Source organism: Brevibacillus fortis (assembly GCF_046196545.1).
Taxonomy (GTDB): Bacteria; Bacillota; Bacilli; order Brevibacillales; family Brevibacillaceae; genus Brevibacillus; species Brevibacillus fortis_A.
This window is the reverse complement of the sequence record NZ_CP176370.1, coordinates 1330285-1356299: the sequence shown is the minus strand read 5'-3', so window position 1 is coordinate 1356299 and position 26015 is coordinate 1330285. Positions and strand designations below refer to the sequence as shown.

The 26015-nt window shown below is 48.6% G+C and carries 29 protein-coding genes and 1 riboswitch; of the genes, 12 read left to right on the top strand and 17 right to left on the bottom strand.

Translation table 11 applies throughout. The features are described from left to right. Window positions 1-9: 9 nt before the first annotated feature. The 6 genes from cbiB to cobO are packed head-to-tail and all read right to left on the bottom strand — an operon-like array spanning window position 10 to window position 4518. A complete protein-coding gene (gene cbiB / locus ACKKE8_RS07340; protein WP_409177587.1) occupies window positions 10-960 on the bottom strand; it encodes an adenosylcobinamide-phosphate synthase CbiB in 951 nt (316 codons plus the stop codon). 19 nt (window positions 961-979) lie between these two features. Next, window positions 980-1588 carry a histidine phosphatase family protein gene (locus ACKKE8_RS07335; protein ID WP_409177586.1) on the bottom strand — a complete coding sequence of 203 codons (609 nt, stop codon included), beginning with the start codon at window positions 1586-1588 and terminating at the stop codon, window positions 980-982. Then, window positions 1585-2325 (bottom strand): adenosylcobinamide-GDP ribazoletransferase, encoded by a 741-nt coding sequence (gene cobS / locus ACKKE8_RS07330; RefSeq protein ID WP_409177585.1) that lies wholly within the window; start codon window positions 2323-2325, stop codon window positions 1585-1587. The genes ACKKE8_RS07335 and cobS overlap by 4 nt, the downstream gene beginning before the upstream one ends. Then, on the bottom strand, window positions 2322-2861 hold the full coding sequence (gene cobU, locus ACKKE8_RS07325) for a bifunctional adenosylcobinamide kinase/adenosylcobinamide-phosphate guanylyltransferase (RefSeq protein ID WP_409177584.1): 540 nt from the start codon (window positions 2859-2861) through the stop codon (window positions 2322-2324). Before cobU ends, cobS begins: the two co-directional genes overlap by 4 nt. Beyond that, window positions 2858-3973, bottom strand: coding sequence for a threonine-phosphate decarboxylase CobD (cobD, locus tag ACKKE8_RS07320; protein WP_409177583.1), 1116 nt, complete (start codon window positions 3971-3973; stop codon window positions 2858-2860). The genes cobU and cobD overlap by 4 nt, the downstream gene beginning before the upstream one ends. Then, a complete protein-coding gene (gene cobO / locus ACKKE8_RS07315; protein ID WP_409177582.1) occupies window positions 3970-4518 on the bottom strand; it encodes a cob(I)yrinic acid a,c-diamide adenosyltransferase in 549 nt (182 codons plus the stop codon). Before cobO ends, cobD begins: the two co-directional genes overlap by 4 nt. A 165-nt stretch (window positions 4519-4683) precedes the next feature. Continuing rightward, a riboswitch (cobalamin riboswitch) is annotated at window positions 4684-4900 on the bottom strand. 183 nt (window positions 4901-5083) lie between these two features. On the opposite strand from cobO, the gene ACKKE8_RS07310 reads away from it, so the two are divergent. Continuing rightward, window positions 5084-5776, top strand: coding sequence for a M15 family metallopeptidase (locus tag ACKKE8_RS07310; protein WP_409177581.1), 693 nt, complete (start codon window positions 5084-5086; stop codon window positions 5774-5776). Window positions 5777-5848: 72 nt separating this feature from the next. On the opposite strand, the gene ACKKE8_RS07305 is transcribed toward ACKKE8_RS07310, so the two are convergent. Further along, entirely contained in the window at window positions 5849-7936 is a 2088-nt protein-coding gene (locus tag ACKKE8_RS07305; RefSeq protein WP_409177580.1) for a TerD family protein, read from the bottom strand. 281 nt (window positions 7937-8217) lie between these two features. Between ACKKE8_RS07305 and ACKKE8_RS07300 the strand changes: the two genes are divergently transcribed. Together ACKKE8_RS07300 and ACKKE8_RS07295 are read left to right on the top strand one after the other, a co-directional pair. Continuing rightward, window positions 8218-9102: a hypothetical protein gene (locus tag ACKKE8_RS07300; protein WP_409177579.1), complete on the top strand. Its 885-nt coding sequence runs from the start codon at window positions 8218-8220 to the stop codon at window positions 9100-9102. A gap of 75 nt (window positions 9103-9177) precedes the next feature. Then, the gene (locus ACKKE8_RS07295) at window positions 9178-9708 is read left to right on the top strand and encodes a peroxiredoxin (protein WP_017247407.1); all 531 of its coding nucleotides are present in this window, start codon (window positions 9178-9180) and stop codon (window positions 9706-9708) included. A gap of 181 nt (window positions 9709-9889) precedes the next feature. Here ACKKE8_RS07295 and ACKKE8_RS07290 read toward each other — a convergent pair whose 3' ends face one another. Both ACKKE8_RS07290 and ACKKE8_RS07285 read right to left on the bottom strand, forming a co-directional pair. After that, window positions 9890-11464 carry an FMN-binding glutamate synthase family protein gene (locus ACKKE8_RS07290; RefSeq protein WP_409177578.1) on the bottom strand — a complete coding sequence of 525 codons (1575 nt, stop codon included), beginning with the start codon at window positions 11462-11464 and terminating at the stop codon, window positions 9890-9892. A gap of 73 nt (window positions 11465-11537) precedes the next feature. Continuing rightward, window positions 11538-11849 (bottom strand): hypothetical protein, encoded by a 312-nt coding sequence (locus ACKKE8_RS07285; RefSeq protein WP_409177577.1) that lies wholly within the window; start codon window positions 11847-11849, stop codon window positions 11538-11540. A 369-nt stretch (window positions 11850-12218) separates the two neighbouring features. Between ACKKE8_RS07285 and ACKKE8_RS07280 the strand changes: the two genes are divergently transcribed. The 4 genes from ACKKE8_RS07280 to ACKKE8_RS07265 are packed head-to-tail and all read left to right on the top strand — an operon-like array spanning window position 12219 to window position 15643. After that, complete coding sequence (locus ACKKE8_RS07280; protein WP_409177576.1) at window positions 12219-13511, top strand: nitrous oxide reductase family maturation protein NosD; 1293 nt, start codon at window positions 12219-12221, stop codon at window positions 13509-13511. After that, window positions 13508-14089 (top strand): nitrous oxide reductase accessory protein NosL, encoded by a 582-nt coding sequence (locus ACKKE8_RS07275; RefSeq protein ID WP_409177575.1) that lies wholly within the window; start codon window positions 13508-13510, stop codon window positions 14087-14089. The genes ACKKE8_RS07280 and ACKKE8_RS07275 overlap by 4 nt, the downstream gene beginning before the upstream one ends. A 17-nt stretch (window positions 14090-14106) precedes the next feature. Next, entirely contained in the window at window positions 14107-14913 is an 807-nt protein-coding gene (locus ACKKE8_RS07270; protein WP_409177574.1) for an ABC transporter permease, read from the top strand. Window positions 14914-14917: 4 nt separating this feature from the next. After that, complete coding sequence (locus ACKKE8_RS07265; protein WP_409177573.1) at window positions 14918-15643, top strand: ABC transporter ATP-binding protein; 726 nt, start codon at window positions 14918-14920, stop codon at window positions 15641-15643. Between the two features lie 55 nt (window positions 15644-15698). Here the strand turns inward: ACKKE8_RS07265 and ACKKE8_RS07260 are convergent, their stop codons facing one another. From ACKKE8_RS07260 to ACKKE8_RS07235, 6 genes are all read right to left on the bottom strand, one after another. Then, window positions 15699-16616, bottom strand: a complete 918-nt coding sequence (locus ACKKE8_RS07260) for a response regulator (protein ID WP_409177572.1) — start codon at window positions 16614-16616, stop codon at window positions 15699-15701. Between the two features lie 3 nt (window positions 16617-16619). Then, window positions 16620-17888: a sensor histidine kinase gene (locus ACKKE8_RS07255; RefSeq protein WP_409179079.1), complete on the bottom strand. Its 1269-nt coding sequence runs from the start codon at window positions 17886-17888 to the stop codon at window positions 16620-16622. A gap of 76 nt (window positions 17889-17964) precedes the next feature. Then, a complete protein-coding gene (locus ACKKE8_RS07250; protein WP_409177571.1) occupies window positions 17965-18615 on the bottom strand; it encodes an amino acid ABC transporter permease in 651 nt (216 codons plus the stop codon). Window positions 18616-18630: 15 nt separating this feature from the next. Further along, entirely contained in the window at window positions 18631-19284 is a 654-nt protein-coding gene (locus ACKKE8_RS07245; protein WP_409177570.1) for an amino acid ABC transporter permease, read from the bottom strand. A 96-nt stretch (window positions 19285-19380) separates the two neighbouring features. Then, entirely contained in the window at window positions 19381-20226 is an 846-nt protein-coding gene (locus ACKKE8_RS07240; RefSeq protein WP_409177569.1) for a transporter substrate-binding domain-containing protein, read from the bottom strand. 33 nt (window positions 20227-20259) lie between these two features. Then, window positions 20260-20988 (bottom strand): amino acid ABC transporter ATP-binding protein, encoded by a 729-nt coding sequence (locus ACKKE8_RS07235; RefSeq protein WP_106655706.1) that lies wholly within the window; start codon window positions 20986-20988, stop codon window positions 20260-20262. 188 nt (window positions 20989-21176) lie between these two features. Between ACKKE8_RS07235 and ACKKE8_RS07230 the strand changes: the two genes are divergently transcribed. After that, complete coding sequence (locus ACKKE8_RS07230; RefSeq protein ID WP_409177568.1) at window positions 21177-21755, top strand: sigma-70 family RNA polymerase sigma factor; 579 nt, start codon at window positions 21177-21179, stop codon at window positions 21753-21755. After that, complete coding sequence (locus tag ACKKE8_RS07225; RefSeq protein ID WP_409177567.1) at window positions 21745-22731, top strand: hypothetical protein; 987 nt, start codon at window positions 21745-21747, stop codon at window positions 22729-22731. Before ACKKE8_RS07230 ends, ACKKE8_RS07225 begins: the two co-directional genes overlap by 11 nt. A 78-nt stretch (window positions 22732-22809) precedes the next feature. On the opposite strand, the gene ACKKE8_RS07220 is transcribed toward ACKKE8_RS07225, so the two are convergent. Then, window positions 22810-23328 (bottom strand): DUF2179 domain-containing protein, encoded by a 519-nt coding sequence (locus ACKKE8_RS07220; RefSeq protein WP_409177566.1) that lies wholly within the window; start codon window positions 23326-23328, stop codon window positions 22810-22812. Between the two features lie 173 nt (window positions 23329-23501). Continuing rightward, entirely contained in the window at window positions 23502-24356 is an 855-nt protein-coding gene (locus ACKKE8_RS07215) for a manganese catalase family protein (RefSeq protein ID WP_409177565.1), read from the bottom strand. A gap of 179 nt (window positions 24357-24535) precedes the next feature. Here ACKKE8_RS07215 and ACKKE8_RS07210 point away from each other — a divergent pair, with 179 nt between their 5' ends. From ACKKE8_RS07210 to ACKKE8_RS07200, 3 genes are all read left to right on the top strand, one after another. Next, window positions 24536-24892 carry a DUF2512 family protein gene (locus ACKKE8_RS07210; protein WP_409177563.1) on the top strand — a complete coding sequence of 119 codons (357 nt, stop codon included), beginning with the start codon at window positions 24536-24538 and terminating at the stop codon, window positions 24890-24892. A 110-nt stretch (window positions 24893-25002) separates the two neighbouring features. Continuing rightward, window positions 25003-25521 (top strand): DUF3231 family protein, encoded by a 519-nt coding sequence (locus ACKKE8_RS07205; protein WP_409179078.1) that lies wholly within the window; start codon window positions 25003-25005, stop codon window positions 25519-25521. Between the two features lie 72 nt (window positions 25522-25593). Then, window positions 25594-26010, top strand: coding sequence for a DUF2243 domain-containing protein (locus tag ACKKE8_RS07200; protein WP_409177562.1), 417 nt, complete (start codon window positions 25594-25596; stop codon window positions 26008-26010). The last annotated feature ends 5 nt before the right edge of the window (window positions 26011-26015 follow it).

Below are 26015 nucleotides of genomic sequence, written 5' to 3'. Positions count from 1 at the left end.
GCTTCCTGTTTATAATAAAATCGATATCATCACGCTAACGAGCAGACATAAGAGCGAAACGAGATACATCAAACGAATCGTCGCGACAATATCACTTGCCTGCAATGGTCGCTTCGCATCTCCCATTTTTGCCCGATTCGATGCAACACCTTGGTAATAATTCAGTCCCCCGAGCTGCACGCCTAATGCCCCAGCGACCCCGGCTTCCGGCAAACCGCTGTTTGGACTCGGATGCAAGTGCGCATCTCTTTTGATCATTTCCCAGCACTGCTTCCAATCCAATCGTTGCAGCCAGCTTGCGGCAACGAGCAGCAAAGCTGTCAAACGGGCGGGTATGTAGTTCAGTACATCGTCAAAGCCGGCGGATGCCCAGCCGAGATTCCTATACTTCTCGTTTTTATAGCCAACCATGGAGTCAAGGGTGTTGGCGGCACGATATGCCATTGCCAACGGCGCTCCTCCAATCGCTGCGTAAATCAGCGGAGAGACGATCGCATCGACGATGTTTTCCGCCACAGTTTCTACCGCGCCACGACATACTTCCGGTTCATCTAGCCGCTCTGTATCGCGTCCGACTACCATGGACAAGGAGCGTCTCGCCGCTTCCATATCCCCAGCCACAAGATGACGGGCAATCTCCATCCCGGCATCGGCCAAGCCTTTTGTCGCGATCGTCGTGGAAATCAACCAGGCACCCAAGATCCAGGCAAGCACTGGATGGATGAACGTCGCTCCCCACAGGAGCAACCAAACAACAGCATAACTGCCGCCAACAATCACGAGCGGGAACAGGACTCCTGCCAGCTTCAAATGCGACTCCTCTTTGACGAGAGAACGTATGACCCGTTCCAATCGTGTAATCCACCAGCCCATGATGATCACTGGATGCGGCAGGCTCCGGGGGTCTCCTACCACCCGATCAATCAAGTAGGCCGCGCATAATATCCATACTTCTGTCATGTTGTCCCTCTCTTACTCTTCAGGGTTGTCGCATCCAGCTCTGCCCTTTTGCATCCAAGCATTCCGCTACCAGAGCCTCCCCATGCTTAACGCCATCGACCTGCCAGTATCGGTCAGGGTTGTTTTCGAGCCACGCGGCCTGGAACCAACGGATCACGCCGCCATGTGTGACGATGACGATTGTATCGGATGCCTCCTCCTTGCCCGCTCTCTCCAACAAGGAACGTAGCCAACGATCCACGCGCATCCCCAGCTCTTCCAGACTCTCCCCTTTTGGAGGTCGATTTCGAAAAGGATCGTCGTACCACCCCGTAGCTCGCACAGGGTCCGTTTGCATCAGCTCATCGTAGGTCATCAGCTCCCACTCGCCAAAAGACAGCTCTCGCAAGGCTGGCTCCTGAATAACCGATCGCCCCCAAGCAGCTGCGAGCGGCTCGGCCGTCTGGGTGCATCTAAGCAGATCGCTGGAATAGATCACAGCAGGTTGCCCGATGAGCACAGATAATTCCTTTGCCAACTCACTCGCGTGCAAATGACCGTGTTCATTCAAAGGAACGTCACTATGCCCCAAATATCGATGCTCACGATTGCTGTCTGTCTCCCCGTGACGTATCCAAACCAGTTTCATAACCACCAGCTCCCGACTAACACCAAGAGAACAACCGCTTCACTGCTTTCGATAACAGCCCCGTAGCAGTCTCCATTTAGTCCGCCCAATTTTTTTGAAACCGAGCGTGAAAACAATAGAGCAAACAACAGCGAAAGGAAAATGGCTGTGATGACCTGCAAGCCCCCAAGATACCAACCTGCGGCAAACACGATGATGTAGCTCACGATGATAGAGGAAACGGAAAGCCCAGCACTGATGCCTTTTCCGATCCCTTTGTCTGCCGAAAGATACGGCCAGAGCTTGATCGACAAGAGCACATGTGTCCGCGCAGCTACTGGTGCTACGATCAAAAAGCTGCCCCATCCCGGATGTGCGAGCTCTGCGACTGCACCCGCCTTGATCAGCAACAGCATAATCGCAGCAAGAACGCCCATCGCTCCGACACGACTATCCTTCATAATTGCAAGAATTTGCTCTCTCGGTCTGCTGCTGCCAAGACCGTCCGCGAGATCCATCCACCCATCCATATGAAGACCACCGGTCACGTAGACCCATGCGACCAGCGTCAAAATAGCGGCAATCCAGGGACTAAACAGCACCAGTCCTGTCTGATGTACACCCCATAGCAATAAACCGATGACCAAACCAACTGCGGGATACCAGTTGACGCTTTTTCTCCACGCCTCCTCTGAAGGACGAAGCCACGGAACCGGAATGCGGGTAAAAAACGAGATCGCGTGTAAAAATGCATTCATCCTTTGATCCTCCACGGTATCCCCGATAAAACCGCGTAGACGACGTCCGCCTGTCGCGCACTTCTCTGATTGACATCGCCCAGCACATCCGCGAACCATCTGCCTAAACGACTCAAGGCTACACCGCCCAATCCGACCTCGCTTGTGACGGCAATGACTTTTTGCGAGGAGTTCTGAACGAGGGACAGCCATGCCTCTGCCTCCTGCAGCAGGGCTTGCGTGTGTGAAGGACTTCTCCAGTCCGGCTCATCCACGCTCATCAATCGATTACTCACCCAGGTGGACAGACAATCGATCAACACCACATCATATTGCTCGCTGAATGCGTGGTAATCGGTTAATCGTTCTCCTACCTCCACACAGCCCCATTCCAGCGGACGACGTGCCTGATGCAGCTCGATTCTCTGGTTCATTTCATCATCCCAAGCCTTGCCTGTCGCCACGTACAGGACTCGACTGCTCAACGTCTTCGCAAGCTCTTCCGCGTAGCGGCTTTTTCCTGAACGGACACCGCCTGTTACCAGCACCAAGCTCATCGCTGTTCACTTCCTTCCGCATGGACCTCGCGAAGCGCTGCCAGAAGCCGTTCATTTTCCTCTCGTCCACGTACTGCGATTCTCACATCATGTGCCGTCAAACCGGGATACATCGCGCAATTGCGGATCAGAACGCCTTTTTTGCCGAGCCGTGTCTGCAATTGTTCGGCTGGCAATCCTTCTGGGGAGCGCAGCAGCAAAAAGTTTGCCTCCCCCGGCCATACCTGCCACCCCAACTCACCGCTGATGCATTCGTTCAAATACGCACGTTCTGCTTTTATGAGCCTGCGCGTCTGTTCCTCGTATGCCTGCTCCTGCAAGCACAGTTCTCCAGCTAAAAGGGCCAGTGCATTCACGCTCCAGCTCACTTGCTTCTGGCGCATCCTCGCAATAACATCTGGATGCGCAATTGCATAACCCAGGCGCAATCCCGGGATCGCGTACATTTTCGTCATCGAGCGCATCAAAATCACACGGGGAAAGCGCTCCAGCTGCGTCGCTAATGTATACTGCCGCTCTTCCTCTACAAAATCGAGGAAAGCCTCATCCACGATAAGCCACGTATTGGTCTCTTCCGTCCACTCCGCCATTTGGCGCAACTCGTCCGGTTGATAGAGGATTCCCGTCGGATTGTTTGGCGAACCGACGAATACGAGGTCAGATTGCGAAAAAAGAACGTGCAGTTCTGCAAGATCTGGCTTGTACCCGTTCGCTTCCTTCCCGAAGCAGCCAATGACACGAGCACCATACTGCTCGGAAAGTTGCGCGTATTCCGAAAAGCAAGGATATACCACACCAACCGTTTGCGGCGATAGACCGAGAATGGCCAGTGCCATCGCCTCCGCTGCACCATTGGCAGGCAGCAACCATTCCTCCGGCACTTGCAGCCGTTTCGCCAGTGCACGACGAAACACACGATGTCCGGGGTCTGGGTAATGTGCTACAGCAGCCAACGAAGCCAGCAGCATCTCACGGACGCTTACTGGCATCCCCAGCGGATTAATATTGGCACTGTAATCCAAAATCTGCCCCGGCTCTCGACCAAAGCGCTGAGCTGCTGTCAGCAAGTCTCCACCATGACCGTATGTCTCTATTACACCTGCGCTTGTCAAAACTCTACCCCCAGCACAGCTGGAATCCCTTCATCGTAGTAATGCTTGATTGGCTTCATCTCTGTCACCAAATCTGCGATATCCAAAATCTCCTGCTTTGCCGCCCGTCCCGTAATCACGAGGTGAATATGACTTGGCCTGTTTTGAATCGCTTCCAACACATCGGACAATGACAACACATCATCAATCGGGAAGCGGTCAATCGCCAATGCATTATTCAGCTCATCCAGAATGACGACATCGTACGCTCCGGAAGAGAGCTTTTCACTCGCAAACGCCCAAGCTTCTTTCAATGCCTGACGATGCTCCTCCGGTGTCTTCGTCCATGTGAAGCCAACGCCCATTTGCACAATTTCAATGCCCAGTTTATCGAAAATAATCTTTTCTCCGTATGTTCGCTCCGGCGACTTGATGAATTGAACCATTAGCACCTTTTTCCCGCGCCCTGTCGCCCGCACAGCCAATCCGACTGCTGCTGTCGTTTTTCCTTTGCCGTCTCCTGTGTAAACGAGGGTCAATCCCCGCTTCTTATCGTTTTTCTCCATCATGACCACCTCAAAAAGTGATGTATTTTACTCCGCTGTTTCCTCCAAATACTTTCCGAAGCCAACAAAAAAAGCGCCCTGTCTCCCCCAGTACGTAAGGAAAAACAAAGCGCGGATAGCTGAAAAGCAACAATCCTCACCTCTTCCTTTGACCCGAAGGAAATCAGTGTAAACATAAAAACAGGCAGGTCTCCTGGCTTGAGGATCATCGCTCTTCTTCTCCTTCCCGCTCCCGGATGGGCAGTGGATGGCATGATGCCTTGAAGAACAGCTACTCTCTTACAGTGGCGGGACCGCGTTGGCTTTTCACCAAACTTCCCTTTTAACCTTGCTCCCGCGAATCGGTTTCGCAAAAACAAGGACCTGTTTCTCTTCCATATGTAAATGTCATTCGTTTCGTTGACAAGCACTTGCTTTAATAATAGCAAAAGCTACCGAGGATTCAAGCAAAAGCTGCCGATTCCTCGCAGGTGTCTATTGGCAGAAAATTTAAGATAATCACCGTTTACTTACCTGAAAATTTTCGTTACCCTATTGGCAAAACAATAGAAAGTGGTGTGCAGTCATGCTATTTCCTCCGATTCCAAAAATACCAGACATGGTCTTGCCCAGCCCACCGCCGATCAAGGAATGCGGCGAACCGATGATTCCCCTCTCTTCCCTTTCGGAACAAATCACGGTCTATCCAGCCTACTATCACGAGGGCTATGCCGGAACACAGCCAGAAGCCTTTTTGCGAGAAGGGGCAGCACGCAAGCTCGCCACGGCAGCCGCCCAACTGCCTGTTGGCTACAAACTCGTCGTGCTGGACGGCTGGCGCTCGTTCGAGGTACAGGCATCGTTGTATGAACGTTTCCGTGAAGCCTTGCTTTTACAAGGCTGGCAGGAAGGGCCCGCCCTCACGGAAGAATTGAGCAAATTCGTCGCTTATCCAACAACAGACCTCTCCAAACCGTCCCCTCACCTATCCGGCGGCGCAGTGGATCTGACTATCGCAGGACCTGATGGCTGGCTGGAGATGGGGACTGCCTTCGATGATTTCAGTGAAAGAGCAGCAACTCGCCATTATGAAGAACTCGTACAACCTACCCAAAAAGACATCGAGATTCGAGACAATCGCCGACTGCTCTATCATTTGATGACCACCGCCGGATTCGTCAACTATCCGAAAGAATGGTGGCATTTCGAATACGGAACGCGCACCTGGGGACAAAAAACGCAGCAAGAGCCGATCTATGGCGGGGTTTTGTCGATGTAAGAAATAATTTCCATGAAAAAGACCGTAAGCCCATACTGCCTGACGGTCTTTCAATTATTCCTTATGAAACCATCACTGCATAAAATCTGCCATGATGATCTCCGTATCAAACGGCGTAATTCCCTCTTCCAAGGAAAATACCGTATCTGCCTCTTGCGCTTGATCAGTCAGCGTCCCTCTCGCCTGCGCATGGAGCATGAACAACTCATGGAGGGTAGGCTTCACCAACGAGGTGAGCGCTCTTCCCATCAGCTCCACCCCTCCGGCATTGGACTCTACATTGTTGGCAAACCGCGGATCGGAATTCAGGGCGATATCTGTCCAAATCACTTTTCTCTCCACGAGATCCAGAATGACCGGGATACAAATCCGCGTGTTTGCGGCGAGATCAATCTTGTCCTGTACCGTCTGCGGCTCGAAAATTTCTCCTGCCTGTGGCGCCGAACGAATCATCCAGCCTGCGAAGCATTCAGGCAAATCGCAATACGGCTGACTCGTGAACGAATACAGGTTCATCACGACATATCGACCGCCATAGCGGATGACAGAATCAATGTCGATGTCGATGAATTCGCACGCGCCTTTGGGAGCCTCCACAATATCCCCGCTATGGCAAGCTTGATACTTGTCGGAACGCAGATTGGTATAGGAAATATGCTCCATGTATTTCCAAGCCTCGTTATAAAGCACGGCAGACAAATCGATATCGACTCTGCCTGTAGGGACATCGTTGACGATCCCTTCTCTCCACCACAGGAAAAAGCGAATCGTCCCTCCATCTGGGATTGATAACCGGGAGCCGCGTGCAATCGTGCGTAGTGCTTTGCTGGCGGATCGCATCGAAAACGGAACGAGATGCTCCTGCAGTCGCGGGTCGATATAGACGTTTCCCAGTGACGGCAATTGGGCAAAACGGTTCAACAACGATGTCCGGCAAATATCCGCTGCCTTCTGTCTGATGTCCTCTTGCAGCCCTGGCACTCGGTTTTCGATTGCCTGTACTTTCGCCACTTGCCCTTTCGGAAAAAAGGTCCGCCATTCCCCGTAGCTATCCCGTTTGTCGAAGTGATTCATGACTTGCAAAAGAACAGGGGTCGATACACCATCCGCAATTTTCTCGAAGGCAGAAAGGACTGAACTCCCCTGCTCCGTCAAACGCAGTAAATGATCCAGACGACGGGCAAATTCCCCTGGACGCTGTTCGAGCAGTTTGATCGCCGTATTCACATCCGCACGGACCAGCGCCTGCTCTACTTGGCTATTGAACGTCTCTATCTTGTGATTGTTGCGCAAAATATCGAATGCTTCTGCCGCTCTCGGGTAGCGATCCTTATATTCAAACGGATGCAAGATTTCCCCGAGACGAATCCATCTGTTTTTGTAACGATTCATGTCTTCTACAATATTCGAGCTGGCTTCCAGCAGACGGAGGAGCAGTCTTCTTTCCCCGCGTTTGAACTTGCGAAATTTCGCAGGCTCCGCCAAGCTCACATCCCCGTCAGACAGTGCCACCGCCAGACGCAATATATCTGTCGCAGTCTTGCAATAGTGGGCAAGAAAAGTAGCAGGAAGCTTGTCATACTTGAGCAACAGGCTAGCAGCGATCGCCACGTTTTCCTTCTGGGGAATCTCCGCAGGCAGAGCTTCTGCGATTCCTTCATAAGCCCGAATCAAGCCCTCCAAGTCTTCCTTGTCAGTAGCAGAAAGCGAGCTATTAGAGCGCAGCAAGTTCATACCTACCTGCAGCAGCTCTTCGTCTGTGCCTAGATGAATCAGCTTCAGGCGAGATTCTCTCAGCAAAGGCAACCGTTTTTTCACTTCGTGCACAGGAAGGTCCAACGTCAAATAATGAATGATCGCATTTACAAACAACTCACCCTCGCTAGCCTCCATGACTTGCTTAGGAAAATTCGGATACATCGGCTTGTACTGTCTGGATGCTCCGATTTTTACCTTGAGTACAGCTACCACGTCCGAATAGAGCGCGAAAAACTCTCCTTCCGACAGCGTGCGGATTCTTTCTAGCAATTCCAGTGAAAAGGTATAGCCCAAGCTCTCGATGTTGCGCAAAGCCGCAGCTAAATAAGAGGTAGGCAGTTCATGCTGCCCCTGATGTACGATGATTTTATTTTTCCGGCGAAGGTAGATTTGATTTTTCATTGGCATCACGAAAAAAATCAGGAAAGCAGTACCCCTAATGGTGAACCAAACCTTTAGCTCAGAAGGAAGGTGTACAATAGCCTGATTTTTTATTCCTTTTTGTAATTTTTAACCATCTTACTTCAATTTTGTCAGATGGTAAAGCTCTCCCTCAGGAACGAGACATAAATCCGTCCCCGGACCTAATTCGATTTCATTCCGCTGCCCGTTATTCCGTTTTCTTCATCCCTGTAAAGTGAGTAGGAGAGTACCAAAACTTTACAGGAGGGAGAACTCGATTCATGAATCAATCTGCTATGAAAAGTCATACTGCCCCCCCTTTCTTTCAAGGGGAGAAATGGTTAGTGTATACCGGCTTGCTCGGCTTTTTACTCGCTGCCATATGCGCAATCTGGGTCATGCTGTACGGAGGACCCGTCGCTCCTAATGGCGATGTCTCGAAAGCGTTTTCCTTTAATGCTGCACTCGGAATATTTTTATTGTCGACAGCCGCAATCATTCCGTTATCTGCCTTGGGCACGCGAAGTAGAGCTTTCTTTCGCTGGTCTTATATCTTGCTTGCTCTATATTCATACGGAGCGGAAACCGTACAAAACTTCCGCGGTGTGGACCCGAGGTTCGTCAAAAATGGCACACCCTTCGACGTCGCAGTCGGTTCCATTTTTACTTTTGTGGCTCTTCTCTTGGTCCTCTTTTACGTATTCATTGCCATTCAGTTTTTCCGCAGAAAAGCTTATTCCCTACACCCAGAGCTGGCAGTTGGCATCCGCTATGCAATGATTGCGATTATGCTATCGTTTGCGGCAGGGCTCTGGATTTCATTCAATGATGGTCGAGTGGTCGGGCAGCAAGGGAATATCATTTGGCTCCATGGCATTGGCTTTCATGCTCTGCAAGCAGTACCTTTTGTTGCTTGGTTAGCTGAACGTAAAAAGCACGTGTCCACTGCTCGTACTGGATTCATTCATCTCGCAGGTATCGCCTACTTGCTCGGTTTAGCTGCAATCGGCTGGCAAACTTATCTCGGTCGTGCTGTTTTGGAAATGTCCGTATTTCCGATTCTCGCCGCCTGTTGTTTCTTGGTCGCCTTCCTTCCAATCGTTTTCTTCCTTCTACAAAAGAACGATGCAAAAAAGCTCCACAACACTTCTGATATTCAGAACTAATTGATTCTCCTTATCATTCGTGTTACTTTGATACCAGAACCTGACATACGGTAACAGAAACGAGGAGATCGATCTATGACAGCGCGTATTGGACTTCCTGCACCTGATTTTACGATGGACACCGTGACGTTTGACAACGGATTTCCCCTGCCAAAGAGCTTGGTAGACTATCGTGGAAAATGGCTTCTTTTGTTCTTTTACCCGTTTGACTTTTCGAAAGTATGCCCGACGGAAATTCTCAGCCTCAACCGCCGGATCAAGGAGTTCGCGGATTTAAATGTGGAAGTGCTTGGCATTAGCGGGGACAGTATACATACACACAAAGCATGGATGAGATCGAGTGAAGGCATCGGTCCACTCTCGTTCCCGCTCGCTTCCGATTACAGCAAAGAAGCGACCATTGCATACGGTGTGCTGGACGAAGCAACCAAAGCTCCGCTGCGCGGCAGCTTCATCATCGATCCAGAAGGCATCCTGCAATACGCAGTCATCTCCAACTCCAAGGTTGGCAGAAGCGTAGATGAGACGCTCCGTGTGATCGAAGCTCTGCAATCAGGCGGATTGTGCCCAATGGACTGGAAGCCTGGGCAAAACACGATATCCTAATCATACAAGCATAAACAAAGGCCGCATGATCGCTTGCACAGGATCATACGGCCTTTTTCATTTTTTAATAGGCATAAAAAAATCAGGAAAGCAGTATCCCTAATCGCTAGTTGGGTTAGAAGGAAGGTGTACTATAGCCTGATTGATTCACCATACCATTATTTATCTTTTTTGTAAATACTCATCTGGACACGACCGGGTACGGAAACAAGTCAACCACACGTATGGTCTCCCCGCTTTCGTTGGTAAACACAACATGCTCTCTCCGAAGTTCAGTCGGACTCTCCAAGCCACATGCTGCCGCCAGCGAGAACAAGCCTTCCCTCAACTGCAAAATATAGTTCATGACACGCCACTGCTTTTCTGCTGGAACCAACGCCTTCTGGTATTTGGAATCCGTCGTAGTGACCCCTGTCGGACATTTACCCGTATGGCATTGCATCGCCATAATACAACCAGTTGCAATCATAAAGCCACGCGCGGAGTTGACGCAATCCGCTCCCAATGCCATGGCGATCGCTACTTTGTCAGGGGTAACAATCTTGCCGGAAGCAAAAATCCTGATGCGGTCCCGTACGCCGAATTTCCTCATCGTATCATCGAGAATGATAAGCGCGGCGAAAAGCGGCAAGCCCATGCCATCTGCCATTGCCTTAAACATCGCGCCTGAACCGCCCTCAGAGCCGTCAACCGTTATGAAATCCGGGTAAATGGACAGCTCCAGCATTTTCTCAAAAAAATGTTCCAACCGCTTTGGATCGCCGACGACGATTTTTACCCCGACCGGCTTGCCTCCCGCCTCCTGCAAACTACCGATGAAACGCAAGGCTTCATCCGGATTGGTGAGGAACTCGAAGCGGTTCGGTGAATTGACGGTTTGCCCCACAGGTACCAGCCTTGCTGCCGCGACTTTTTCCGTGACCTTGGAGCCCTCGAGGTGCCCTCCGCGTATTTTGGCCCCTTGATGAAATTTCAGTTCGAACGCCTTGATATTCGGGATGCTTGCCTTTTTCTTGTATTCTTCGATCGAAAACTTGCCCTTGTCATCACGGAAACCAAACATCCCCGGCCCGATTTGCGAAATGATATCCGAACCTGTCGAGAGGTGAACTTCTGCGACGCCACCCTCTCCTGTATTGATCCAAGAGCCGCCAGCCATACGTGCCCCATACCCAGTGGACATGATATAGTTCTCTCCCACTGCTCCAAAGGAGGTAGCTGAAGCACCGAACATCCCTTTCAGCCGCCAAGGCTGCCTTCTGTTTTCTCCCACGACAATGACGTCCTCGTCATGCAGCAACCACGGCTTTACCTCTTGTTCCTCGATAAATTTTTCTCTTCTTGTAAACAGTCCCTCATGGGTAATCTCATACTTTTTGCCAGGGACGACTTTCTCGTTATCTACCCGCAGCTCACTCGTCAGCCTCGGGAACATCGCATTGGACAAATAGAAGCCGGGCTTTTCGTAATCGCGTTTTCCACCAAACGAAATCAGGTCGGTCCTGTATTTGGCCGCATAAACCATACCGACAAAGTCAGAGCGGGAGAACGGTTTCCCTTCTGTATCCGATTCAAACCAATACTGGCGAAACTCAGGCCCGAGCTTTTCCAGCAAATAACGCATCCACCCCAAAAAAGGATGGGAACGAATAATGGAGTGCTTCGGCTGTTTAGACAGGGCATACATGTAACCGAAAAATACAATGGGTGGCACTAGAAGAATGAAGATAATGACGCATAACAGAGTAGGTACCACTTGTGCTTACCCTCCCCAAACACAATATTCTAGTAAATCATGTCAAGGATAGGATGCAACAAGTTCTCTGTTTTTAATCGTATTTCTCATCATCCTCCCGTATTTGCCCATCTACGATCAATTCCAGCTCCGTTTCAAAATTCAGCATGATCTCTACAGGCAGCTGCTCCGCAACCTCTGCCATGTCCGGAAGAAGCAGTGCATCCTCTAGCGTATCGGGCTTCGTCTCCAGCTGATCGTACCACTCGCGGATTTGCTCCATCATGCGGTAAAACGAAGCCTCAAACTGATTCGCATCATCCTCCGCGTCGTCCTCGTGGCTCTTTTTCATCCGATCCCAATATTCTAGCGTCGTCCGCAGCGCTTTCTCTATGTTTGTATCCATTTATCTTCTCTCCTTTTCGTCTCTTCCTTTTCTCCCATTTAGTATGACCGCTTTGATTGAACAATGCCACCTCAGTAGTAAGCCTCTCGACCCTTCCATTTTTTCATAATCGTTGCGTTTTTTGACACGTTTTATAGCCCGGTTGAGTCATACGAAAATGAAAAGAGGCTGTTATCCTAAATGTAGCTAGCAGCCGATTATCCGGCAATAAACAAGAGAGCTCTCTAGTGGAATAGGGGAGGATGCACCCTGTCATTACGATGGAACAATCGAAAATTATCTCTCCCGCTACTTTTCGTCTCCGTCATTTGTATCGTTGCTCTACAGCTGCCTATCACAGCCAAGGCGACGCCTGCAGATTCTGACTCCTTGCAGGCGATGATTGATGCAGCACGTCCTAACGATACCGTTACCATCCCGTATGGTTTGTACAAAGGTCCAATTCGCATTACCAAGCCGATTCAATTGGTAGCCAATGATCAAGTGAAGATCATCAATCCGACCGAGGAGGAGGCAACCCTCACCATTGAAAGCGACAATGTGAGCGTGCAAGGAATCCATATCGTAGACAAACGAATCAACAGTGATGTTGCCGCTCTTGTCATCCGTGGCGATCAAAACTTCCTGGAGAATGTCATCGTTGAAACGAAAGGGATCGGTATTCAATTACGGCAAGCAGACTACAACACGCTGCACAACGTTCAAGTCATCGGAAAAATCAAAGGCGATGGCAGCCCAACGACCAGTTCTGGACATAATCACGGAGCACAGCCTGAAGTAGTGCCAAAGCAAACGGAAAAAGCGAGACGAGGAAACGGAATTGACGTGCGTGAATCGCATCATAACCGCTTCATTAAAAATCAGGTGACGAATGTCGAGGATGGCTTTTACGTCGAAAATAGCGATCGAAACCATCTGGAACAAAATCTGGTGACGAAATCGCGGTACGGCTACCACTTCATGGGCACCTCTGATACGACGGTCATCAACAACGTTGGGATGGAAAACGTGACGGGCTCCCAGCTTATGGAGTCGCGCAAGCTAACGGTTACCGGGAATCAATTTTTGAAACAGCAAAAAAATCCTGGTTCGCAAGGAATTCTTCTCATTACCGTACAGGATACGCTGGTTGCAAACAACACGATTGAGGGCAACCGCGTTGGACTGTATTTAGAGCAATCATCCGGCATTACGGTCAAAAACAATTTACTCAGTCTCAACTTTATCGGCATGCAGTTTCTGGCCTCTTCTGACAACGTATTAACCGATAACCAATTTGTCTCCAACGTCATCCAAGCGCAAGCCCAGAATAGTCAGAACAACAACTTAAATAAAAACTACTGGGACAATCTGCAAGGACTCGATGTGAACGGGGATTCCCGCAGTGATTTGCCGTACGAGATGAATCCTTTTTATCTGGGTTTGACCGATGCGGTTCCTGCCTATCAGCTGTTTTTCCAAGCCCCGGGATTCGTGTTTCTGGAAGGCTTGTTTACAAGTGGGGCCGGCTCAGCAATCAAGGACGCATCTCCTTTGATGATGCCGTCAGACACTGTGTTGGTTGAATCCGGGGAAACGAGCGGTTGGGGTGCAGGCATTCTTGGACTTATCTTGTTACTAGCAAGCTGTTCGATCATCTATATAGGAGTGAAAAAATCATGAACAAAATGAAAAAATGGTACACAACAATCGGAGCAATTATCGGTATCAGCCTGCTTATGGTCGGTTGCGGAAGCGAAGAGCCGAAGCCTGTAGATATCGCGGAAGGCGTAGACAAATGTGACCTTTGCAAAATGCATGTCCCTAACGATCACAATGCTACTGAAATCGTCTTAAAAGATGGAAAAACACTGAAGTTCGATGATCTCGGCTGCATGCACAACTGGACGAAAGAGAATGGAACCGACAACGTAGCTGTACAATTTGTCCGTGATTACTACACAGCAGAATGGACAAAAGCAGAGCAAGCTACGTACGCTTACGATAAAGACTTCAAAACGCCAATGACATATGGTATCTATTCCTTCAAAGAGAAAACTGCTGCAGACAGCTTCGTTCAAGAGCAAAAGAAAGGCATGGTCATGAGTGCGGAAGAGTTGAAAAACCATAGCTGGGAAAACAGCATGAGCAAGCACATGAACAAAGACGGCCAGTCTTCCGAGGGTCAACATAATGGCGGTCACGAAAGCAAACCAGCCGAACACGGAAGCAATAGTACTACCCCAACCACACACAACTAACAGAGGGAGTGGAGTCTTTGCACATCAATCTGATTGCCAAACGAGAAGTGAAGGTAGGCTTTCGCAATCCATGGTCCTACTCGTTTATGGCTCTGTTCTCCCTGTTTAGTTTGGGACTCTTGATCATCCAATCGCAGTCCTACATGAAGGGTTATACGTATACGACAGGTACCATGTTGAATCTGATTTTGTATTTGCTGCCACTGATGACGATGCTTCTCTCCTCTTTTTCCTTGACGGCGGAAAAAGAAGAGGGAAGCTGGCAGCTCCTCTCTACCTACGCCATGACGACCTCCTCCTTCTTGTTGGGGAAATACTTGGGACAAGCACTCGTATTAGTTGCGATTGTCAGCTTCGGGTATGGGTTGTCTGGTGTGGCTGGCATGCTGTTAGGAAAAAGCTTTGCCTTTTCGACTCTTTTGTTTTTGCTTGCCTTTTCCATCTGTCTCATTCTGTTATTTTTAGGTCTAGCCATGCTGATTGGCGCCATCAGTAAAAACCGTTGGCAGGCTTTGACGATGGGGGTCAGCATCTGGTTCTTCTATATTCTGGCATGGCCTACTCTGCTCATCTCTGTGCTCAGCTTCGTCCCTTATACATGGATCAAGCCTCTGCTTCAGCTCGCAACGTTTCTCAACCCAGCGGAGTTTGTACGAATTTTTTCCGTTGCCAGATTAGGCGGTGGCTCGATCTTTGGACCTGAATACTACAAATGGGTGTACTGGGCTGATTCTCCGCTTGGTGATCTCATCTTTGTCGCACTCAGTCTGCTCTGGATCAGTGCGACCTTGTTCATAGCCATCCGGGTATGGGAAAGAAGGTAATGCGATGAATATGTTAGGACTTACCATCGATCAGGTCACCAAAGAAATCAATGGAAAAACAATCGTCCACCCATTCAGTATGAACATTGCACCCGGTCAGGTCGTCGCCTTATGCGGCGGTAACGGTGCAGGGAAAAGTACGATCCTGCGGATGCTGGTCGGTATTCTCCCTCCTTCTTCGGGAACCATTCAGCTAAACCGGTTAAACTGGAACGATAATCGTGTAGAGTATCTTCAAGAAATCGGTTATATGCCGGATCACTTTACGTTTTCTGCCGGACTTACTGCGAAAGAAACGCTCGAATTTTACGCTTCCCTGCGCAATCGCACCGCAGAAGAGGCGGATCGACTGCTGAAAATGGTGGGACTGCATGAAGTGAGAAACAAACGGGTGTCTCAGTTCTCCAAAGGCATGCAGCAGCGTCTCCTGTTTGCCCAAGCGATATTGGCACAGCCTGCACTCGTCGTTCTCGATGAACCGACCAACGGACTTGATCCGTATTGGATGGATGCATTTGTAGATCTCGTGCGGGAAGTAAAGCTCGCGGGTCAATCCGTTCTCTTTACGACTCACCAGTTGCAGGTGGCAGATGCGGTGGCGGATCGAGCGATTTTCTTGATGAATGGGAAAATCGTGCGTGATGGGTCGATAAAGGAGTACCAGCAGCAGTATGGGGCAATTGGTTTGTATGGTGCCTTTTCCGAGCTTGTGAATCAGACAAAGGCGTGAATAAGAAAAACGCGGGAGATTTGATCGTTTTGATCGACTCCCGCGTTTTTGTTAATTACAACGCCTTTGCTTCCATATAAAAGACAGATAAAAACTTTTTCACGCTAATCCGGCACTTCGTCGTTTTTTCACCCGCCTCCAGCTCTTGCATCCGTTGGCGAATTTCTTGAAAGTCAAACAGTCGTGGTGCAAAGTGTTCAAAAGTAGGGTTGGCATAGTCGGTCAACCCCAATGAGGAAAGATGCGTAAAGGCTTGCAGGACCATCCGGCGAATCCGTTGTTCCATGGCACGCACCTCTTTGGTAATTCCATGCTCATCCATGCTGGCATGCACCTTCAACAGAATTTGTGTATACAGTTCCTTGAGCTGCAATTCGTGCAGCTTGTCTCCCTGTCGCTCATCCTGTACGAGCCATTCCATGATCATTAGCAAATCGGGAGCCCCTGCTTCACTCGCGATCCCTAGCTGCAACAGCAGTTTTCTCGCTTTTTGTGCCAGGTTGTCCTGAGCGGAAGACTGGCTTTTCAAGCCGCTGGTGTGCGGTTCTTTTGCTTTGACATCCAGGATTTGCAATGATTTGCGGATGGTTTGCAGAGATGCTTCCAGCGACAAGTAATCCGATACCCGCTTCAGCACAGCCATGACTTCCAAGCGGTTGATCGGTTTTTGAATAAAGGTATCAATCCCCTGCAAATAAGCCTCCCCGATCATTTCTTTGTTTTCCACCTGTGACACCATGATGAAGCGTCCCGCGAAGCCATCTGCCTGCAACTTTTTGATCGTTTGGATGCCATCGAGCCCCGGCATTAGCAAGTCGATCAAAATGACATCGACCCCATACAGTTGATCAATCGATACGTGACTGCCGTCGCTGGCTTGTCCTACAATTTCGCCCAACCCGCTGTCTTGGATAATCCGTTCAAGCATGCGGCGCACTACAGCATCATCTTCAATTAAAAAGAAACGTATCATCGCTTACACTCCCTCCTTTCCGAGCAATTGGTCGGTCGGAATTTGTACTTCTAAGTGTGTCATTTGCTTCTGATCAGGTAAAATACGCAAGCTTCCTTGCAGGCTTTGGACAATTCCACGGGCATGCGTCAATCCAATTCCGGTAGATGCATTTCCCTGCTCATCGTATTTGGTCGTATACCCGGGCTGAAACACCCATTCCTGCTCTTCTAGCGGAATACCCGGACCGCTGTCAAGTACACTGAACACCAGATGACGATGAATCAGCTTCACATTCAGCTCAATCCGTCCCGCCGTGGGAATCGCCTCTACCGCATTGGCTACCAGGTTGTTTAACACGGAGAGCAGCGCATAGATTTGACTGGTCGACAGGTTGATATTACAGCTCCACTCTATTCGTATATCTTTTCCCAACATCTCTGCGTATTTCTGATTCGCGCGGGCAACCAACTCACACAGCTCTTTGATCGGCAGCTGTGGTGCTAGTCCCTCCTGATTAATCAGCTTGGAAATGCCCGCCAGCATCCGCTGCGAATCTTTTTTCACTTCATGCACATTCTCGGCAATCGCCAAGGCCGTCGGGGATTCCGCATGATCCGAAGTGAGCAGACGCCTGTAGAGCTGGTAGCTCTCGCGCGTGATTTCCTCCAGATGCGTCATCGATTTGCGCAAGTAAAAGGCTTCTTCATACAGCTCCGTATTAATCATCCGCAGGCGCTCCAGCTCCTGCTGACGCACCTCTCCCACTGCCCGCAACTGCCTGATCGAAAAGCTGTTGTACAAACCAACAGCAAAAAAGCTGCGCAGGACTCCAAAGAAGAGAAGCATCAAAAAGCTTTGCCAGGTGATCGGCGGAAAATCAGTGAAATACTGTCGTACTTGGATCTCTACCACATTGGAGACGAAATCAATGGATGCACCTATCAGCCCTAACCATAGAGGGAACTCGCGATAGCTACGCGCACGGAGTAAATAAAACAGGACGGTAAAGCTGAAATAGTAAAAGGCGGAGGGAAGATGCGCAGCCACACTCTCCATGTACGGACGGTACGCAAAAAAGACATCCATTCCGACGCGAAATCCGAAGATAAACGTCCCTGTAAAAAATCCCGTCAACAATACAGGTACGGACGAAAACCACAGCAACCCGAAAAAGAAAGCAGCGATGCCCAAGGAAAAACGAAAAGACCCTCCTACGGGATTTACCTTCATCTCTCCAAAAAAAGCAGTTGCCAGCATGATAATAAACAGGATCAAAAGGCGTTCTCGCATAGCTGCTCCTTTCACACGGAAAAAGATCTCCTATTCTTATTTTACTAAGAATCGGAGATCTGCAAAGATAGAACGATTAAGCGTGCTTGTTTTCCAGTCGCTTGGAGACGACTGACAACGCGTAGTTGACAACGAAGTACATCACCGCAATCATCAGGAAGGTCGGGATGACGTAGTTGACATTGCGTCCGTTGATGATTTGCGCGTGGTTCATCAGCTCCGGCAAAGCAATTACGACGGCAAGCGACGTATCCTTCAAGAGCGAAATGAACTGGCTCACAATCGGCGGAACCATTCTTCTCAGAGCCTGTGGCAGGACAACATGCCACAGTGTCTGGACATAATTCAAACCAGAAGAACGTGCAGCTTCAATCTGTCCTTTTTCGACCGAATTTAAACCGCTTCGCACGATTTCTGACAACATTGCTGCTTCGAAAATAACCAATGCCAAAACAGCGGCCCAAAACTTGTCCAGCTTGATTCCCACTTCCGGGAGAGCAAAATACGTAAAGAAAATAATCAACAAGAGCGGCAGATTGCGAATCAGCTCTACAATTGCCCCGAGAACTTGTGAGACTCCGGGAAGTTTTGCGTAACGCAAAACCCCTACGATAATCGCAATGGAAAAGCTGAGGACAATTGACAAGAAAGCGACCTGCAAGGTGACCCAAAAGCCTTCGAGCAGGAAGGTCAAATGACTGGGCGTATAAGCTCCGATAAAGTCCATGATGTCCCCTCCTTCTTAGCGGCTTCCAGCCAAGCGTCGCTCCAAATAACTGACGAACGCGCTCAACGGAAGGGTCAGAATCAGATAGAAAACAGCTACAAAAATGTACACATCAAAGGTAACAAACGTATCAGCGGAGATCAGGTCTCCAAAGTACATCAGGTCAAGACCTGCAATCACACCTAATACCGAGGAGTTTTTTACGAGATTGATAAACTGGTTGCCCATCGGCGGGATCACGACCTTGATCGCTTGCGGCAAAATGATATAGCGCATCGTTTGTCCGTACGTCAATCCCGAAGAACGAGCGGCTTCTGTCTGTCCTTTTGGAATCGCCAAAATGCCTGCGCGAATCGTCTCCGCGATAAATGCTGCCGTGTACACCGTCAAGCCAAGCGTACCTGCAATGAAAGGCTCCAGTACGATACCAATTGCCGGCAAGCCCACAAAAAAGAGGAAAACGACGAGAATCAGCGGGATATTACGTACAAACTCGACGTAAGCCGTAGCGATCCACTTGAGTGGTCGAATCGGAGAAATCCGAAAGATCGCAAAGAGCGTCCCCAGTGCAAAGCTCCCGACGAGAGCAAGCAGGCTCGCCTGCAAGGTGTTCCAAAAGCCTTCGAGAAACATATCCATGTGATCAAACAAGATAGAAAAATCGATCATCTCTTATGCGATCCCCCTTGTGTGCAAAATTCTGTTAGGAATATAAGGGAATGAGCGGCAGAGTAAACCGCTCATTCTTTATGGAGTCGAACCGCATTATTTTTTAGGTTTTGTTCCGATCCATTTTTCATAAATCTTGTCGTATTCGCCGTTTTCTTTCATTTCTTTCAGCAAATCGTTCACGGTTTTCACGAATTCAGCGTCACCCTTGCTCATTGCAATACCATATGGCTCTTCGGTGAAGGTCTCTTCTGTTACACGGTAGTTCGGATCTTGCTTCGCCATGCCGTACAGGAGAGCGTTATCAGTTGTCAGCGCGTCACCTTGACCAGCTTTGAGTGCTGTGAAGGCTTCCGCGTAGTTTTCGAATTCAAGTACTTCTACATCAGGAGCACTCGCTCTGATGTTTTTCGCAGAAGTAGAACCTTTTGCGGTCACGATTTTCATGCCTTTTTGCATGTCTTTCAGACCGTTGATTGAGCTGTCCTTTTTCACCAAGAGAGATTGACCTGCCAGGAAGTACACGTCAGAGAAGTCTACTTCTTTTTTACGGTCTTCTGTAATGGTCATCGTTGCGATGATCGCGTCAATTTCTCCGTTTTTCAGCATCGGAATACGCGTTTTGGAGGTTACTTCCTTCAGCTCGATTTTGTTTTCGTCCCCGAGTACTTTCTTCGCAATGGCCTTCGCAATATCGATATCGAAGCCTTCTACATTTCCGGTTGCCGGGTCTTTCAAGCCGAACAGGTTCAAGTCGTACTTAACTCCGACTACGAATTTGTCTCTTTCTTTGATTTTTGCCAATGTGCCTGTACCAGCTGGTGTGCCTTTTGCACCGCCTTCTGCTGTACTACCCCCACCACAGCCTGCCAACGCAGTTGCGCTCAGCATCAGAACGAGACCCATACCTGCTACTTTTTTCCACAGCTTGTTTGCTTTCATCTGAATACCCCTTTTCTCTATCGTTTTCTTTTTTTAGTGATTCAAAATCCGACTCAAGAACAAACGAGCACGCTCTTCACGCGGACTTGCGAAAAACTCCTCTGGTGTAGAATCTTCAAGAATCGTTCCCTGATCCATAAACACGATGCGATCTGCCACTTCGCGGGCAAAGCCCATTTCGTGCGTTACGACCACCATCGTCATACCTTCCTTCGCCAGCTTCTTCATGACGTCGAGCACTTCGCCAATCGTCTCGGGGTCCAGTGCAGAGGTCGGTTCGTCAAACAGCATGATTTTTGGTCGCATAGCCAGTCCGCGTGCGATCGCTACGCGTTGCTGTTGACCGCCAGATAGTTGCGTTGGGAACATTTCTGCCTTTTCCGGAATCCCTACCTTTTCCAAATAGTAGAGAGCCGTTTCTTCGGCTTCCTTCTGCGATACACCCAGTACCTTGGTTGGTGCCAGCGTAATGTTTTGCAGTACGGTCTTATGCGGGTATAGATTGAAGTGCTGGAACACCATGCCGATGTCCCGACGCAGCTTGTTGATATCGGTGCTTTTATCGTTCACTTTCACCCCGTCTACCACCAGTTCTCCGCTTGTAACCGTTTCCAATCTATTGATGCAACGAACCATCGTGCTTTTACCCGATCCTGACGGGCCAATGACCACGACGACTTCTCCCTGGTTGATATGCAGGTTGATGTTCTTGAGGACATGAAAGCTTCCGTAATGTTTATTTACTTGATGAAAACTAATCAACCTTAAATCCCCCCTTGCTCTATGTCTTATTTTGTATACTAATGTCGAACTACCCAAAACTACTGAAAAAGACAAAGAAAAGTTTTTCTGTTTATAATTTTCTAATAACACACAATAAAAAAACAAAGTGAACCTACCAGGCGAATGGGAGCCAATATATCATGTAACACCTGAATGGAGGCCGGCCTATGAAAGAGGAAAACGTAAAGCCTTGGCTCATCCGGATGCGCCAAGGCGAGGAAGAAGCTTTTCAAGAAGTCTATCGAGCAACTCGCACGTACGCCTACAACCTGATCTATTTTCTGGCGCCGCACAAACAGGATGTAGACGACATGATGAGTGAAGTGTACGTGGAGTTGATTCGAAGCATCGACAGGTACGATGTGGAGCAGCCCTTTATCCCATGGTTCAACGGATTGATTGTGCGGCAGGTTCGCAACTGGAATCGAAGCATTTGGCGGAGATTCCGCCTGCTGGAGCGGGTAAAGGAAAAAGGCTACGAAGCACCTGTCGCAGGAATGGAGGATAAGCTGGGGGCGATCAGTGATGAGCTGGAGGTCATTCCCGCCGTAGAGAAATTATCCTTCAAGCTCAAGGAAATCGTCGTACTGCGTTACTATCAGAACTGTTCCTTAGAGGAAATTGCCGCGATTCTTCAAATCCCACTCGGAACGGTGAAATCGAGACATCACTTGGCGATGAAAAAGTTGAGAGAGCATTTTGAGCATCGAATCAATCGTGAGGAGGCATCTTTTCATGTTCATTGAAAAAAAGCTGAGAAATGAGTATGAATCCGCAGCAGGGAGGCTCCACATTGACCCTTCACTGGATAGCAAAATCGAACGAGTAGCCAAAATGGAGTTGGCTGGCAAATGGCGTTTGCAAAAAGGGATGCGCTTTCGTCCAAAGCTGGTACATGTTGCAGCAGCGTTCGCCCTGCTCACTGGTTTTGGTTATGCGACACACAGCTTGTTGTACAAAATGGATGAAGGCTCTGTCCGTATGGAAGTTCAAGCACATAAGGATTTTACATTGACGCAAATCACCCCTGAAGAAATACGGTTGGAACTGGCAAACGTAGAGAACAAATTGGCAACAGGCGAGACCGCCCTTGTCTATTTCGCAGCGCTGGAAAAAGAGAAGCACCCTCTCTTTCAACAAAACCCCATGATCGGCATAGAAAAGCCGGATGTCGTGAAAGATTGGAAAGCATGGACTGCCGTCCTCAGTGAAGAAGCTTCTCTCTCACATGCCTTGCCACACCAGCTTCCCGACAGCTTTTCATTCCTTGAGGGCAAACAAGGTACCCCCTACGGTGTCATGATGGGCCAAGAAGGACAGCAGTGGCTGCATGAGCTTCAAGAAGAAAGCAGGGAAACAGGTAAAAGTGTCGTATCGAAAGTCGTTCCACAAGCGACTTCTCCTATCGAAGCCTATACGAGCCTGTATGAGAACGAGCAAAAAGAACGCATCTTTGTCACGGTAGAGAAATTCCCGAAAGAACAGCTAGATGTACAATTGAGCACGCCAGAAACAACGAAATACAACGAAGTAACTATCAGCGGAAAAAAAGCGCATTACACGAAAAACGACCAGTTCTTGTTTAGCGAATCCGGTCAGTATCAAGAGCTTTCTTGGCTGGATCAAAATGGAGAGCAACCGATTATGTATCGTGTAGCTACCGATTCGCCAACAGTTTCCAAAGAAATGCTGCTCCAGGCTGCAAAAGCAAGCCAGCAGTAACCATACGAAAAGCCAGCCCTCTCTTGCTTTGTATCTGCAAAAGAGGACTGGCTGCTTTTTTGTTTTCATCACAAGGGATTATCCCCGCAGGCGGTTCACCCAGAAGCCGCCCTTCAAATGTTTCGGCTCAAAAGAGATTACGAATGCTTTTGGCGCAATCTCATGAATGAGTTTCCACAGTTTTTTCTCGTTGCTGCGCTTCGTCAACACTTGCATCATGAGACGATGTCCGTCGCGTCCCTCTGCTACCCAGGAAGTAACGCCAAAGCCGTGTTCACGCAGCTTCACAGGAACCTCCAAGTCAACGGAATCCACAACGACTTGCAGCGTGACATAGCCCAAGGCCAAATACTCCTCGATCTTGCTGCCGATGAATACACCCATTCCCCAACCGATACAGTAGGCTGCGAGATTGATGGGATTGTCCAGGTTGTCCAGAACAATCGCCAACCCTTTCAAATACACGAATACTTCCACCATCGCCACAAGGGATGCCAACACCCGATAGCCCTTAATCACCATCAGCAGTCGCAACGTAAAAAACGAAACATACAAAATGTTGATCCCGATGATGATCAAAACAAACGCCAAGCCCATTGCTCTCCTACCCCCACCCAGACCGGGTACCATGATGATTTTGTAATCGTGATAATCATATAATTGAAGATATTTTTATAACAGCGGTAAAATTCGGGTATGTAGGAAAAAAACATAAAAAAACCAGTTCAACGCTCTCTATGCGATGACCTGGTTTTTCTCCTTTTAACCTATTACGCATTCAGATCATACAGTCCCGGACTGTGCTCATTCGGCTGTTCTGGCATAATTGGAACCGGGAAGCCCTCAGGTGGCGGAACTACTTCCAGGCTGCCTCCATTACGACTTGGCGACTGTCCGTTGAAGATTTCTCCAATACTAGTGTTATCCAATCGGAAATTGAACTGAGCATTGTGGAAGCCCATTTCTACATACTTACGGCACTCCGGATACTTGTTTATGTCGTAATTGGGGACTGGGAACAGCTTGCCCCAATTCACGCCTAATGTCTCAAGTGCCTTTGCAAAAGCGTTTTGATGGGCATTATCCCGAACGATCAAAAAAGCAAGCGTTTCACGAAACGTTTTGTTGGAGCTCATTTCGTAAATGCGTGACTTTTGCAGAACACCTGTCGATTCCAGCAGTAGATTGTCGAGAAGATCGCTAATCAAATTGCCATGATTGTACACATAGTTCCCCATCCATGGATTCCCTGCTGCATCGACGGGCAATGAGCTTTGCGCACCTACGATGAAATGATGCGGATTCGCATGCTTGACTGCTTCATCAAGCGGTGCTCCGTCAACCCCCGCATTACCGGGAACCTCTTCACCACTCCCCGTCAGCAATTGATTGATGGTGTGCTGTACGAGCTCCACATGCGCTATTTCTTCCAAAAATACACCCCGAAGCAAATCACGATACGGTATAGCGTTCCCGCGGAAGTTGTTAGTCTGGAAAAAATATTGCATCATGGTGCGCATTTCCCCAAAACGACCACCCAAAATCTCCTGAATGACTTTAGCTGCCGCCGGGTCTGGTTTATCTGGAACGATCATATTTATCAAATCTTCTTTGTAAAAATACAAAATGCACTACCTCCTGCCAAAGTAGATGAATGATACGTCTTAGTTTGGATGATGACGATCTACTTTAACCGGAAAGAGCCAAAAAACAGAGCTTGTATAAACCTGACTATTTTGTAAAACAGTAAGCATCATAGGATGAAAGACTCTTTGATTCAGACTTTCATAAAGGAGAGTAAAAAATGACTCGATTTTTAATCAAGGCTGCTGTTAACGGCATTATTGTTGTCGCTTGTTTATGGTGGTTTGCAAACGCAACCTGGACGTCCGCTATTTTAACGGCACTCGGCTTGACCGTCATCGCTTATCTGATTGGTGATCAATTGATATTACGAGCTACCAATAATATTACGGCCACGATTGCAGACGCAGTGATTGCTGCTATTTATTTATGGGCAGTTGCCAAATGGTTAGATTGGCCATTAAGTTTTGGCGAGTTAATGATTACAGTAGCCCTTTTAGGCGTGGCAGAACTTGCTTACCATCGCTTTTTGGGGATATACGACAATAATCATATCAAGAAAGAACCTGGGAAATAATTCTCGGGATATATCCGGTCCCCCTCGTAAACCTTAACCTTGGGTTATATCACAAAGTTAGGAGAACCCGAATGGATATCAAAACTCTGCTGAGTACTGGGAGGACGTTAATGGGTATTTTATCAGGCAATCCGCAGAATGAACCGATGCATTATGGCGAGGTTTTTGGTGTATGGATGTATCTGGCAACAACAAAGGGATTGATTGCTGCTTATCAAACAGCACTCAATCATACTGGGGATCATGATCTGAAAAGCTTCCTCGAAGACATTACGCGAAGCATGAAACAAGAAGTGGAACAACTGGATGAATTGCTCAAAGTAAATGGCATTGGATTACCTCCTACACCGCCGGATCGCCCTGTAGCTAATTTGGAGAGCATTCCTGCCGGTGCTCGTCTTAACGACCCTGAAATCGCTACCGGTGTGTCAAGGGACATTGCAGCCGGATTGCTTACTTGCAGTCAAATAATGGCTCAATCCATTCGAGAAGATATCGGAATGCTTTTTGGTCAGTACCATGTTGCAAAAGCCCAATTTGGCCTCAGATTGCTGCGCATTTTAAAAGAAAAAGGCTGGTTAGTTCCGCCGCCACTTCATATGCAAGCGCCAGAATTGGTACATGCCTAATCTTGAGGATAAGCACTACCTGTTTGGTAGTGCTTATCGTTTTTTATCGAATTTCGCCGGAGGGACACTGTATTGAGAAAAACAATGATCGGTGCCTTTCTTTTTGGAGTAGGCATCATTGGTATGCTGGATGGCATTATCTTTCACCAAATTTTACAGTGGCATAGTGTAGATATGTATGGAGATCGACACCATCAGATCATGAGTGATGGGTTTTTCCATTTATTCGTGACGGTCATCATTTTCATATCGGGCATTCTCTTGTGGAAAAGCCCCCCTGTAGGGACAACATATTATTTCTGGAGCAGTTTTTTCCTTGGAGCTGGTACATTTAACTTGATCGAAGGAATCGTTAACCACCATCTCCTGCAAATTCATCACGTCAAGCCAGGCCCATCTCAATTCTTATACGATATTTCTTATGATTTATTCGCGCTTTTGCTGATTGGGATCGGATGGCTACTGTATAGGCGAACAAAATCCAAATAATCTAT